We start from the raw sequence: 12,786 nt of genomic DNA on the forward strand, positions 1-12,786 counted from the left end.
TCATGAAAAACATAGCTATAGTTACATATAACTTTCTTCCTTATGCGGCTTCGTTCGGAGGGGTTTCAAGAGTTACTTATTTAACGAAATTTCTCAAAGAGCGAAGCTATGATGTAAAAATAATTTCTACTAAGGGTATTTTTTATAGTTATTTTGGTAATGAGTGGCTGCAAAATGAGGATGTGGATTATATAGGCAGTACTATTCACCGTAAAAAACAAAAAAACTTCAATAAAGGAAGTCAGCAAACTCTTTTTTCTCATAAAATTAAAGGAGCTTTAAAGTATTTAAATAAGGAAGTATTGATACCTGATTATGGTGTTTTAGACGTACTCAAATATATAAAAAAAGTTAATGAATACATATTATCCTGCAAAGGTGATTGCACCATAATTTTAAGCGCCCCCCCACATAGTGTTAACGTGTTGTGCCTTTACATCAAGAGGTTTCACCCTAAAGTAAAGGTTATTTTAGAGTATAGGGATAGCTGGAATACACAACCAATTTTTTCTAAAAAAAATATACTAGCTAATAAAATCTCTTCCCATTTAGAAAAATTAATAATAAATAAAGCGGACCATTTCGTATATGTTTCACCTGTTGTTCTAGACATGGTTGAAAATAAATTCAACATATCAATTAAAGAAAAGTCAAAATTAATAATGAATGGTTATGTTGCTAGTGAAAATGTTAAAGAGACAACATGCGCATATGATAAAAGTAAAAAATTGAACTTAAGAGGAGGCTATTTCGGAGTAATAAATGATTTTTCGGATTCATATCGTTCTATATATTATTTAGAGCTGCTTCTTAGTAACTCTAGGTCCAGTATTGATCTCTTTGGCCATGTTGAGTTTGAAAAGTTTGATATCGACAATTCTGACAATATTTCTTATCAGGGAAGTTTAAAGCATTCGGAAGTATATAGCATAGCACAAAGTTATGATTATTTGGTTATTTTACATACAGAAGAGAGTAGTTCATTAGAGCCAATACCTGGCAAACTATTCGATTATTTGTACGCGAGAAAGCCTATAGTTTGTGTCATGCCTCTGAATTCTCAAGTGGCTAAGTTTATTCTTGAACATGGGATTGGGATTGTAGTTGAGCCTGAAAATGTGGAAGGCTTTAATTTGAATGAAGCATTAGCCAATTTCAGTTTTAATAATAAGTTAGATATAACTGTTTACTCTAGAGAAAAACAATTTGAAAATTATTTATCAATTATCAATGATTAATAAGCTATGCTTTTTCTTAAAAGATAACCTTTCTCTTCTAATTATGTTTTTTGGAGCAGGTTTACTTTTTATATCTAATATTGTGGCAAAAAGTAGCTTGGCTGAAGAGGATTTTTATATTTGGAATGTATTGCTTACGATTTCAACTTTATCTTTTTCTTTCTGTTTATTGGGCTCTGAGCAGTTATTTGTAAGGCAGGGTAAGCTAAAAGGTGAGTTTTACGATATAGAGTTAGTCGTTTGTAATCTAATGGTTGTAAGTTGTGTTTTATTTACAGTACTCAGCTATTTTTTATTTAGTGGTTACCTTTTTGATATTAAATTAGATTTTTATGTTGTCCTCATCACATTACCTGTTTCTCTTATAGTGTTTTTTTACCACTTTTACAGAATGGTAGGGTTATTTAACATATCGCAGCTAATAAATAATATTTGGAAGATGCTTTTAATTCCTTTTCTGTATTTATACATTCACGAGTATTTACTAGCATTAAATGTAGTTCTTTTTGCTTCCCTAGCTTTGTCGTTACTAGTTATTAGTTACTTTTATTTTCGCCTTCCTTTTAAAATTAGATTTATTAAGAGGGATAAGAGTAAAAAAAAGTTATTTTTACTCTTTTTGTCTTATTCATTTTCGCTTCTTGTGATTACTTTCATTTCAATGTATGACAGGCTTGTTGTTGATTACATGAATATTGATAAAACAATTTTTTCAAATTATGTCTATTTGTTTACTCTTTTAATATTTCCATTTAATTTAATTGCAACTTATTTTGGGTTTAAAGAAGCAAAGCAGATAAAACATGGTGTCAACCGGAATGCTTACATAAGGAAATCTCTTCTTTATTCTTTAATTGTTTTATTCCTATTTGTGATCTGGTTTATCTTATTATCTATATTTGAAGCCGTAATAAATTTTGAGCTACAGGTAAAGTATATTGTTCCAGTTGCTTTTCTGGTTTTCATTAAAGTTTTTTATTCAATGCAATCAGCTTTTGTCGGTATTAAAGCTCAAGCAGGTTTTATTTTTTATTCAAATCTTGCTTCCCTTGTTATGCTATTTGCTTTTCTGGCGTTTTTTGTTTTTTTGGACATGGAGTTTGTTTTTTATAATTTGGTTTGGCTTTCTTTCTTAGTGTATTTATCTAGGGCGGCTATATATTTCACTTTCTTATGGAGAACTTTAGATGATTAAGCAGGAGTTGTATCTTTGGGGGATGTGTATTTTTAAATACATTCCAGGGCGAATCGGTAGCTTTCTAAGAGGTAAAATTTATGGCATAAAGATGGGGAATAATACTTATATATGGGATTCAGTGCATATCGATGCCCCTCGTAAGTTGACTATAGGTGTTAATACATCCATAAACAGAGGTTCCATTTTAAACTGTTGGGGACATGTTGAAATTGGAAGTAACGTTCTAATAGGTCCGAATGTTATAATATACTCTCAAAACCATAACTATAAAGACTCATCATCTTTAATCAGCGACCAGGGCTACAAAAGGGAAAAAGTTATAATTGAGGATGATGTTTGGATTGCAGCTAATGCAATTATTCTTCCAGGAGTCACATTATCTAAAGGAACTGTTATCGCTGCTGGCTCAGTTGTTACAAGCTCGACAGAGTCGTACACAGTTTATGCAGGTGTACCTGCCAAGCTCATAAGTAGGAGAGCTTAGTGGTTTGTATTACCGAAATTCGGATAAGAAGTGCAATTTCTCAGATTAGATGGCCAGCGGTTATAATTCGGCTATTTTCTCGCCAAAGGAAATTGCTTTAATGAAATATAAGCAGACGACACAAGAAGAAAGATACCAGATTTACGCGTTAATAAAAGCAGGAAATAACCAAAAACAGATAGCTGAAGAACTAATTCGCTCACCGTCATCTATTTTTAGAGAGTTAAAACGCAATAAAGGACTTAAAGGCTATCGGCCTAACCAAGCCAATAACTTTGCTGAACAAAGACGTAAGTCATCTTTCAAAGCAAGTAAGTTAACAGAGGACGTCACTCACTGAATTAATAAATTGTTGCATGACGGACTTTCTCCAGAGCAAATGGCAGGCCGCTTAGCTTTAGGAGAAAAAATCGTTTTACATCATGAAACGGTTTATCAATATATTTATAGAGATAAGGCTCATGGTGGCGAGCTGTATAAGACACTAACTCGCTATGTAAAGAGTATAAAAAGTTCTATGGAAGCTGCGACAAACGCGGACAGATAGTTAATCGAGTCAGTATTGATGAACGCCCTAGTATTGTGGATTCAAAGTCTAGAATTGGTGATTGGGAAGGTGACACGGTGTTAGGCAAAGGGCGTAAAAATGCCTTTGTCACAATGGTTGAACGTAAATACCGTGACGTTAGACAATGAAAAAGAGTTTGCTCACCATGAGAGTGTTGCACAAACATTAGAGGGTGATGTGTATTTCGCTCATCCCTATTCATCATGGGAGCGGGGCAAAAATGAGAATACCAACGGCATACTTAGACGCTTCTCCAAGGGAGCTGATTTTATGGCACTAAGTGAAGCAGAGATACAGGCGGCAGTTGATAAGCTCAATCATCGACCACGAAAAACAAGAGGGTATAAAACTCCTCATGAATTATTTACGGGGCAATCAGAAATACTGGTGGCTGCATAATGATTGCACTTAATACTTGAATTCAAGTTATGTAACTTTTTATTTCTTAGAAGTTTTGGTTTTTTCGTTAACAAGTAATATTATTCAGTTACTTTAAGTGTACTTGCTTATGGATAAATCAAAATTAAATCACATACCTCGATTTTAAAAAAGATCTAAGTATTAGCAGTAGCCTAACATTTTAGTTGTTTTATTGTAGTTATCTCTTTTAAATGAAGTTTAAGCGGGGGAAGGATTAACCTTTATTTTTAGTATTATTCACAGCCTAGTAGTAGGGAGTGGATTGTTTTTTATGGGATTTAGTTTTTATTTAAAAGTCTGGAATCTTAAAGGTGTACGTAAAGGGTATACAAAACTATTTTAAAGTTATAAATAGTTAAGAAGCTATAGGTTTATGGGATAATAATTAATGAGTGTATCAATAATAGGTATAGTAGGTGTGCCTGCGTGTTATGGTGGTTTTGAGTCGCTGGTTGAAAACCTAGTGGATAGTGAAAAAACAACTTACTATGTATATTGTCAATCAAATGCTTATCATGTTAAAGAAATGTACTATAAAAATGCGGAGCTAAAGTACCTACCATTGAAGGCAAACGGTATTCAAAGTATTCCGTATGATATTGCTTCTATCTTCCACAGTTTAACAATGAATAAAAATGATCTTCTTATATTAGGGGTGTCAGGTGCTATAGCCATACCAGTGGTAAAACTCATTAGTGGCCGTAAAGTTGTTACCAATATAGATGGCCTTGAATGGAAGCGAAACAAGTGGGGGAAATTAGCTAAGTGGTTTTTAAAGTTTAGTGAAGGGCTAGCTGTTAAGTATTCCGACATTATTGTATCTGATAACCAAGCAATAACTGACTATGTTAGAGCGGAGTATGATAAAGATGCTGTAACAATAGCGTACGGTGGGGATCATGCCATTGTCAATGAGTTACCTAAAGACAAAGAGGATTACTTTCTATCATTATGTCGTATTGAACCTGAGAATAATGTTGAAATTATCTTAGATGCTTTTAGTCAGTCAACTGATAAGTTAAAATTTGTAGGAAATTGGGATAATAGTGAATTCGGCAGACTCCTAAAGCTTAAGTACTCTTCATTCAAGAATATTGAAATAATAGATCCTATTTATGATTTAAGTGCGCTTTTTGAATTAAGGTCAAGATGTAAAGGTTATGTGCATGGACATTCAGCGGGAGGCACTAATCCCTCACTTGTCGAAATGATGCATTTCGACACTAATATTATTTGCTTTGATTGCAGTTACAATCGAGAAAGTACAGAGAATGAAGCACATTACTTTCTTAATATTAATCAATTACTAGAATTGCTAGGTTCTCAATTAGAGAATAATGGCTCAATAATGCTGGAGATAGCGAATCGTCGTTATACATGGAATATTGTAAGAAATCAGTACGAGGATTTATTTTGAAAGAACGAAAAGGAATAATTTTAGCCGGTGGCAGTGGCACACGCCTTTACCCACTGACAAAAGTTGTTAGCAAACAACTTATGCCTGTTTATGATAAGCCTATGGTTTATTATCCGCTTGCTACGTTAATGCAAGCCGGTATTCAAGAGATACTGATTATCTCAACACCAGATGAAATTCACAGGTTTGAAGAGCTATTAGGTGACGGTTCAAACTTTGGCGTGTCTATCGCTTATAAAGTACAGCCAAGCCCTGATGGTTTAGCACAAGCATTTATATTAGCAGAAGAGTTTTTAAATGGCTCTCCTGCAGCATTAGTGCTTGGTGATAATATGTTTTATGGTCATGATTTGGTTAAGTCCCTAAAAAATGCGAATGCCCAACGAGGTGGTGGGACTGTATTCGGTTATCATGTTGCAAATCCTAAATCATATGGTGTTGTTGAATTTGACGATGCTGGTACTGCGATATCTATCGAAGAAAAGCCAGCTGAACCAAAATCTAATTATGCTGTGCCAGGTTTATACTTTTTTGACTCGCGTGTGGTAGAGTTTGCTAAAAATGTTAAGCCCTCAGCACGCGGTGAGTTAGAAATAACTGATATAATTGAGCAATATTTGCAAGTAGGTGAATTAAAAGTTGAAATAATGGGGCGTGGTACAGCTTGGCTTGATACGGGGACTCACGACGATTTACTTGCCGCAGCACAATTTATTGCAACTATTGATAAGCGCCAAGGTTTAAAAGTAAACTGCCCTGAAGAGGTTGCTTACCGCAATGGGTGGTTGAGTGAAGTGAAAATGCGTGAAATAGCTGAGCCTCTGCGAAAAAGTGGTTATGGCGAATATTTATTAAAGCTGATTGATGAGCGAGTATTTTAATGGAAGTTATTAATACGGCTATTGCAGAAGTTAAAATTATTGAACCCAAAGTATTTGGTGATGAACGCGGTTTTTTTATGGAAACTTTTCGTGATGACTGGTTCCGTGAACAAATTGCTGATGTAACTTTTGTGCAAGACAACCACAGTAAATCAGGCCAGGGTATATTACGCGGACTGCATTATCAAACCCAGCAAACACAAGGTAAGCTTGTGCGTGTAACAGCTGGTGAAGTTTACGATGTTGCGGTTGATATGCGTAAAGATAGCCCTACTTTTGGGCAGCATGTGGGAGTATTACTCAGCGGTGATAACAAGCGTCAACTTTGGGTGCCAGCAGGTTTTGCTCATGGTTTTTATGTGACCAGTGAAAGTGCTGAATTTGTGTATAAGTGCACAGACTATTATGCACCACAGTTTGAACAAAGCGTGTTGTGGAATGACCCTGCATTAAATATTCAATGGCCTCTTGTTGACGGAAAATTACCGTTATTATCAGCGAAAGATGAAGCTGGCTTATTACACGTCGATGCACCTGCTTTTTAAGAGAATAAAATAATGAGTAAAACAATATTTGTAACGGGTGGAGCAGGGTTTATTGGCTCGGCTTTAGTGCGCTTTTTAATTAATGAAACTGAGCACACAGTAGTTAACTTTGATAAATTAACGTATGCGGGTAACCTTGAATCCCTATGTTCGATTGAGAATTCAGCTAGTTATCATTTTATACAAGGCGATATTTGCGACCGTGAGGCGGTATCAGCTGCATTCGCTCAGTATCAACCTGATTTTATTATGCACTTAGCGGCAGAAAGCCATGTAGACCGTTCAATTGATGGCCCAGGTGAATTTATTCAAACAAACGTGGTAGGCACATACGAACTACTAGAAGCTGCACGCAGTTACTACTCAACCCTTGTTGATGATAAAAAATCAGGCTTTCGCTTTCATCATATTTCAACCGATGAAGTGTATGGCGATTTGGGCGAAACAGGTTTGTTCACAGAAGAAACATCGTACGAGCCAAGTTCTCCTTATTCAGCATCTAAAGCTGCGTCAGACCACCTAGTGCGTGCATGGCATCGTACATACCAATTACCTGTGGTGCTTACTAATTGCTCAAATAATTATGGGCCGTATCATTTCCCTGAAAAGCTTATTCCACTTATTATTTTAAATGCTCTTGAAGGTAAACAGTTACCTGTTTATGGCGATGGCAAACAAGTACGTGACTGGTTATTCGTAGAAGACCACGCACGTGCACTGTATAAAGTTGTAAGCGAAGGTAAGTTAGGTGATACATACAATATTGGCGGCTTTAATGAAAAGCAAAATATTGAAGTGGTAACCACGATTTGTAATCACCTAAATGACCTCATTAAAGATAAACCAGCCAACCTTACAGACTTTAAAGAACTTATTACCTTTGTAACTGATCGCCCAGGGCACGACGTACGCTACGCTATTGATGCGACTAAAATCAATAAAGAACTAGGCTGGCGTCCAGAAGAGACTTTTGAATCAGGTATTTTGAAAACCATTCAATGGTATTTAGATAATCAAGCATGGTGTAAAAACGTGCAAGATGGTAGCTACCAACGCGAACGCCTAGGTAGTACATAATATGAATGTGTTAATCATTGGTAAAAATGGCCAAGTGGCGTGGGAGTTGCAGCAAACCTGCCCAAGCCATATTACAGCACATGCTTACGGTCACAATGAGATAAATATTACTGACCCGCAAAGTATTGAGCAAGTTATTACAAAATTATACCCTGCAGTCATTATTAATGCGTCAGCCTATACTGCTGTTGATAAAGCGGAGTCTGAGCAAGACGAAGCGTACTTAATTAATGCAACAGCGGTTGAGCTTTTAGCCAAAGCAGCGGCTAAACATGCTATTCGTTTATTACATATTTCGACAGACTTTGTATTTGATGGCACAACGAATACGCCTTACAAAGTGAATGATAAAACAAACCCAGTCAATGTGTATGGTGCATCTAAATTAGCGGGCGAGCAGGCTATTAAAGCTTATTGCCCAGTTGACTCAGCAATTGTACGTACATCGTGGGTGTATTCGAGCCATGGTAATAACTTTGTAAAAACGATGCTGCGTTTAATGGCCGAAAAAGAACAGCTGAGTGTGGTGAGCGACCAAATAGGCAGCCCAACAAATGCAAAGGGGCTGGCTGAGTTCTTATGGGAACTAGCAGAGCAAGCAACGTTAGACCCTATTTATCATTATAGTGATTTAGGTGTGGCAAGTTGGTACGACTTTGCGGTAGCGATTCAGGAAATCGCTTATGAGCAAGCTAAACTTACAAAGAAAATCCCGATAAAGCCAATACCAAGCCGTGAATATCCAACACCAGCAGTTCGACCTAAATACAATGTTATGGATAAAGCCTGTAAAGTAAACACTTTACCAGAACAGAACTTAATACATTGGCGAGAACAGTTAAGAAATATGATGTTAGCTCTATAGTTAGAGTTTATTTATTATCAGTTCAAAAATTAATTTTCGTTTTCACTTTTAACTAAAGTTTTAGTTATGGGTTGTATACAGAATAGGACTTTCCATGATCATTGATTTGTTGCTCACTTTTTTTATTGCTTTTGCTATTTTATTTTTAATGCGTAAAGTTGCACGTAAAGTGGGCCTTGTAGATAAGCCATCTGGGCGAAAGTTACACTCTGGAAATATTCCGCTTGTGGGCGGAATTGCAATATGTATTACCATAGTAAATTATATTTATTCGCACCCTGGTATGATCAATCATGCAAATTTATATATGTTGTGTATTTGTGGTTTAACTGCTGTAGGAGCACTGGACGATCGTTTCGACTTAAGTGTGAAGGTACGTATGTTAGTACAAGCACTCATATCAGTAGCTATGATTTATTTTGCTAACGCAGAGTTGCATAGCTTAGGAAACCTATTAGGCTTGGGTGTTATTGAGCTTGGCATACTTGGTGGCTTAGTCACTGTGTTTGCTGTAATAGGCTGTATTAATGCCTTTAATATGGTCGATGGTATTGATGGGCTATTAGGTGGTTTATCAATAGTCACATTTGGTAGTGTAGGTATATTGCTGCTGCTTGCTGGCGAGCAAAGCCTTAGCTACTTATGTTTGTTATTAGTTGTTTGTATGATCCCTTATATTTTAATGAACTTAGGTTTAGTAGGCCATAAACGTAAAGTATTTATGGGTGATGCGGGAAGTATGATGATTGGTTTTACTGTTATTTGGTTGCTAATTGGTGCAAGCCAAACTGAAGGTAATCCAATGATTCGTCCGGTAACAGCATTATGGCTTATTGCAGTGCCGTTAATGGATATGGTTTCAATAATGATACGCAGAGTTAAACAAGGTAAATCACCTTTTAAACCCGACCGCGATCATTTACATCATATTTGTCAGCGCTTGGGTTTATCGTCATTACAAACGTTAGGTTTAATTTGCTTTATTGCCTCAGTGTTTGCAGGCATCGGTATACTAGGCGAAATACTTTTATTTCCAGAATACATTATGTTTTATGGCTTTATAGTCGCCTTTATTAGTTACTTAGCAATACTTGTAAATCACTGTAAAGTAATTAACTTTTGTAGATGTAAGCTAGGTTTACCAGAGAAAAATTATTCATAAAAGCTTACAACAGTCTATATATAGTTAAAGTATAAAACACCGAGTTCAATTAGGGCTCGGTGTTTTTTAGTTTTATAGGCTCGATTTTTTATTGTTTGGTGATTTTTAAAAGTTTAAAACTATTCAGCTTAAATATATTGCTGAGCTGGTAATTTATAAAACTTGTTACTTGAATAAAAAATTAAAGGATGACCTTGAAAGCAGTTGTCCCTGTTGCCGGTTTAGGCACGCGTATGTTACCCATGACCAAAGCCATTCCTAAAGAAATGCTGCCGTTTATCTAGCGTCAATTATCTTGGCCGGTTGACGCCGAATTTTATTTGCTCTTATTGAGCGCTGTTTTGCGCCGGTAACTGTCACCTTCGCAATGAATAATCGTTGCATGATGAACCAAACGATCGATTGCCGCGACAGTCATTGTTGAATCTTCAAATAGCTCATCCCATTGCTCAAATGATTTGTTTGATGTGATGATCATGCTGTGTCGCTCATAGCGATGAGCTATCAATTCAAACAACACGCTCGTTTCCTGTTCCGTTTTTCGAACGTAACCAACGTCATCAACGATTAATAAGCTGTATTTATCGAGCTTTACAAGTTCGTCTTGCAAGCGTAAATGTCGCTTTGCTTGCTGGAGTTGTTGAACAATCGCTGACGCGGCAACAAACTTAACTTTATGGCCCTGCTCGATAAGGCCATAACCGATACTACTGGCGATATGCGTTTTACCAAGACCACTGGCGCCAAATAGCAATATATTGCCACCGTGCTTCAACCAATCCGGCTGATTTATTAAATCAGCAACAAGGGGCTTACTAACCCCATCAACAAGGGTAAAGTCGAAGCTGCTAAGGTGTTTACCCACTGGCAATTTTGCATCTTTTAAAAGCCGCTGAAGGCGTTTGTCATCGCGTGTCGCAAGTTCAATATGGCACAGCTCAGACAAGTATTGCTGTGGGCTCCATTGTTCTTCTATCGCTTTTTTGCCCAGGGTATTCCACTGTTGAAGCATGGTGCTAAGCTTTAATTGTTTCAGCATTAAAGGTAAAGAGGCCGTGAAGTTATCCATGTAGACCTCCCGGTATCATGCTGCTATAAGCGCTCAAGCTGTGTTGCTTTATTGTTATTGTGGGTATGTTTGATGCAATCACTAAAAATTGCGCTTCACATTCTCGGATGGCCGGTAATTGTCGCTGAGTAATTGACGCTGCTACAAATCGCCCTAATTGACGCTCACACCCACTTTGTTTCGCTAAATGGAGCAGTTTTACCATGTAATAGCTCGCTTCATCCGCTAAAAGGTGGGCATTAACGTATTCCCAAATAGCTTTGTAATTGTCGTTTGGGAGTAAGTCGTCACGTAGTTGTGAGTAGTGAAATGCTAATGGTTTTTTAACCAGTGCGTCAATAACATGCAAGTAACTAATATTACGTGCACGGCACCCTTTAGACGCATAGACACGCGCTAACGTTTGAACTAAATCGCTGCCATAGCGCAGCTCTAAGCGGTTGTCATATAAACGAACAAGTAATCGGCTACCAATAAGGCGTGACGGGACGCTATAGGTAACACGTTTCAATGAAATCGTACTCGTACGTGACACTGTTAGATAATGCTCGGTGTAATTGACGCTCATCGTCTTTGGTAAAGCATGTAATTGTCGCTGCTCTACTGCGTATTTATCATTTACACGGCGATTACGGCGAGCAACAATATCGGCAACAAACGATTCATAGGCTTCTCTTGTCTGAAAGTCATAACTACCACGGATTTTTAATGCTTGCTCCAGTTGCGATTTAAGATGCCCATGAGGGCTCTCAATAGCCCCATTTTCATGCGCAATACCACGGTTATTGCGGGTCGCTTTAAAGCCATAATGGATAACTAGCTCATTAAAGCGCTCTGTAAAATCATTATCATTAGTATGATTACGATACGCGGCACTCAGACTGTCTGTACGCACTTCTTTAGGCACACCGCCGGCTGCTTTAAATGCGTTTTGCACACCATCAGAAAAAGCAGCAAAGCTTTCACCGCCGTAAATCACTTGGGCGTAAGCCCAGCCACTGGCGGGCACACGATAATGAAACAACATATGCTTTAGGGGTTCACTAGCAATGGTAACGGGTGACTTCACATGTGTAAAATCACACATACCTAATAGGCCATACTCGTGTGTTTGCAGGAATACGACCTCTTTACTTGAGCCATACAGTGCCCGCCATTTATGAATTCGACGCTCTAATGTACGCCGTGAACTCGGGTTAAATTTGTCGGTGTGAAACTCGCAAAGATGATCAAAAATTCCCACTGGAGTTAACGTTGCATCACCTTGAAGTAGAGGAACAACAATACTATCCCAGATAGATTCAAGTGGATCTATACGCGTTCGCCATTGGCGTTTATTAGACAATGGCTGCTCATCCAGTTTATCAATACGCCTTGCTGAACGTTCAGAAATACCTGCTTTCGCAGCCGCGATAACTTGGCTATTACGCTTTCTATGTTTCATATAAATAGTGACCTGCTGATCAGTGATTCGTGTTCCCGGCACAGTGAACTCCTCCGTTCTGCTATACCGAACTTTATCAGATCAACCGGCCAAGATAATTGTCGCTAGACCAGCCACCGTAATTGTCGCTTAATAGCCGTTGGTTGATAAGCCACTAATACAATACATAGTTAACGAATGTGTTGCTGCGGGCATAAAAGAAATTGTATTAGTAACGCATAGCTCTAAAAATGCGATTGAGAACCATTTTGATACCAGTTTTGAGCTAGAGGCTACATTAGAAAAGCGTGTTAAGCGTGTTTTACTTGATGAAGTACGTTCTATTTGCCCACCTGATGTAATTGCGTATTCCGGTGATGGTGAACACCGATTCCGGTTTTATCGTGAACACTTAAATTCCACGCATTGGGTTCATGAC

General features: G+C 37.5%; 11 protein-coding genes and 2 pseudogenes. 11 read left to right on the forward strand and 2 right to left on the reverse strand.

Annotated elements, in window-relative coordinates:
* The first annotated feature begins 2 nt into the window (after nucleotides 1–2).
* The 10 genes and pseudogenes from HC000_RS05965 to wecA all read left to right on the forward strand — a co-directional run bounded on the left by HC000_RS05965 (nucleotide 3) and on the right by wecA (nucleotide 9,855).
* Nucleotides 3–1,238 carry a hypothetical protein gene (locus tag HC000_RS05965; RefSeq protein WP_179807206.1) on the forward strand — a complete coding sequence of 412 codons (1,236 nt, stop codon included), beginning with the start codon at nucleotides 3–5 and terminating at the stop codon, nucleotides 1,236–1,238.
* Nucleotides 1,207–2,433: a hypothetical protein gene (locus HC000_RS05970; protein ID WP_179807207.1), complete on the forward strand. Its 1,227-nt coding sequence runs from the start codon at nucleotides 1,207–1,209 to the stop codon at nucleotides 2,431–2,433. The genes HC000_RS05965 and HC000_RS05970 overlap by 32 nt, the downstream gene beginning before the upstream one ends.
* The gene (locus HC000_RS05975) at nucleotides 2,426–2,920 is read left to right on the forward strand and encodes an acyltransferase (protein WP_179807208.1); all 495 of its coding nucleotides are present in this window, start codon (nucleotides 2,426–2,428) and stop codon (nucleotides 2,918–2,920) included. The genes HC000_RS05970 and HC000_RS05975 overlap by 8 nt, the downstream gene beginning before the upstream one ends.
* Nucleotides 2,921–3,020: 100 nt before the next feature.
* Nucleotides 3,021–3,887, forward strand: a pseudogene (locus HC000_RS05980) (IS30 family transposase).
* 409 nt (nucleotides 3,888–4,296) lie between these two features.
* A complete protein-coding gene (locus HC000_RS05985; protein WP_179807209.1) occupies nucleotides 4,297–5,325 on the forward strand; it encodes a DUF1972 domain-containing protein in 1,029 nt (342 codons plus the stop codon).
* Nucleotides 5,286–6,206, forward strand: coding sequence for a glucose-1-phosphate thymidylyltransferase RfbA (gene rfbA, locus HC000_RS05990; protein ID WP_179807210.1), 921 nt, complete (start codon nucleotides 5,286–5,288; stop codon nucleotides 6,204–6,206). The genes HC000_RS05985 and rfbA overlap by 40 nt, the downstream gene beginning before the upstream one ends.
* Nucleotides 6,206–6,751 (forward strand): dTDP-4-dehydrorhamnose 3,5-epimerase, encoded by a 546-nt coding sequence (gene rfbC, locus HC000_RS05995; protein ID WP_179807211.1) that lies wholly within the window; start codon nucleotides 6,206–6,208, stop codon nucleotides 6,749–6,751. The genes rfbA and rfbC overlap by 1 nt, the downstream gene beginning before the upstream one ends.
* 12 nt (nucleotides 6,752–6,763) lie before the next feature.
* Nucleotides 6,764–7,828 carry a dTDP-glucose 4,6-dehydratase gene (rfbB, locus tag HC000_RS06000; protein ID WP_179807212.1) on the forward strand — a complete coding sequence of 355 codons (1,065 nt, stop codon included), beginning with the start codon at nucleotides 6,764–6,766 and terminating at the stop codon, nucleotides 7,826–7,828.
* A gap of 1 nt (nucleotide 7,829) precedes the next feature.
* Complete coding sequence (gene rfbD / locus HC000_RS06005; RefSeq protein WP_179807213.1) at nucleotides 7,830–8,693, forward strand: dTDP-4-dehydrorhamnose reductase; 864 nt, start codon at nucleotides 7,830–7,832, stop codon at nucleotides 8,691–8,693.
* Nucleotides 8,694–8,787: 94 nt separating this feature from the next.
* Nucleotides 8,788–9,855, forward strand: coding sequence for a UDP-N-acetylglucosamine--undecaprenyl-phosphate N-acetylglucosaminephosphotransferase (wecA, locus tag HC000_RS06010; protein WP_179807214.1), 1,068 nt, complete (start codon nucleotides 8,788–8,790; stop codon nucleotides 9,853–9,855).
* Nucleotides 9,856–10,171: 316 nt separating this feature from the next.
* Here the strand turns inward: wecA and istB are convergent, their stop codons facing one another.
* Together istB and istA are read right to left on the reverse strand one after the other, a co-directional pair.
* Entirely contained in the window at nucleotides 10,172–10,924 is a 753-nt protein-coding gene (gene istB / locus HC000_RS06015) for an IS21-like element helper ATPase IstB (protein ID WP_179807215.1), read from the reverse strand.
* On the reverse strand, nucleotides 10,917–12,410 hold the full coding sequence (istA, locus tag HC000_RS06020) for an IS21 family transposase (RefSeq protein ID WP_179807216.1): 1,494 nt from the start codon (nucleotides 12,408–12,410) through the stop codon (nucleotides 10,917–10,919). Before istA ends, istB begins: the two co-directional genes overlap by 8 nt.
* 94 nt (nucleotides 12,411–12,504) lie before the next feature.
* Here istA and HC000_RS06025 point away from each other — a divergent pair.
* A pseudogene (locus tag HC000_RS06025) lies at nucleotides 12,505–12,708 on the forward strand (UTP--glucose-1-phosphate uridylyltransferase); the annotation flags it as partial.
* Nucleotides 12,709–12,786: the final 78 nt, after the last annotated feature.

The organism is Pseudoalteromonas sp. MIP2626 (genome assembly GCF_013414205.1).
Classification (GTDB): domain Bacteria; phylum Pseudomonadota; class Gammaproteobacteria; order Enterobacterales; family Alteromonadaceae; genus Pseudoalteromonas; species Pseudoalteromonas nigrifaciens.

Bases quoted from the DNA above. Each gene is read 5' to 3' on its own strand.
- HC000_RS05965 (WP_179807206.1), top strand. From the start codon at position 3: ATGAAAAACATAGCTATAGTTACATATAACTTTCTTCCTTATGCGGCT.
- HC000_RS05975 (WP_179807208.1), top strand. From the start codon at position 2,426: ATGATTAAGCAGGAGTTGTATCTTTGGGGGATGTGTATTTTTAAATAC.
- HC000_RS05985 (WP_179807209.1), top strand. From the start codon at position 4,297: ATGAGTGTATCAATAATAGGTATAGTAGGTGTGCCTGCGTGTTATGGT.
- rfbA (WP_179807210.1), top strand. From the start codon at position 5,286: ATGGAATATTGTAAGAAATCAGTACGAGGATTTATTTTGAAAGAACGA.
- rfbC (WP_179807211.1), top strand. From the start codon at position 6,206: ATGGAAGTTATTAATACGGCTATTGCAGAAGTTAAAATTATTGAACCC.
- rfbB (WP_179807212.1), top strand. From the start codon at position 6,764: ATGAGTAAAACAATATTTGTAACGGGTGGAGCAGGGTTTATTGGCTCG.
- rfbD (WP_179807213.1), top strand. From the start codon at position 7,830: ATGAATGTGTTAATCATTGGTAAAAATGGCCAAGTGGCGTGGGAGTTG.
- wecA (WP_179807214.1), top strand. From the start codon at position 8,788: ATGATCATTGATTTGTTGCTCACTTTTTTTATTGCTTTTGCTATTTTA.
- istB (WP_179807215.1), bottom strand. From the start codon at position 10,924: ATGGATAACTTCACGGCCTCTTTACCTTTAATGCTGAAACAATTAAAG.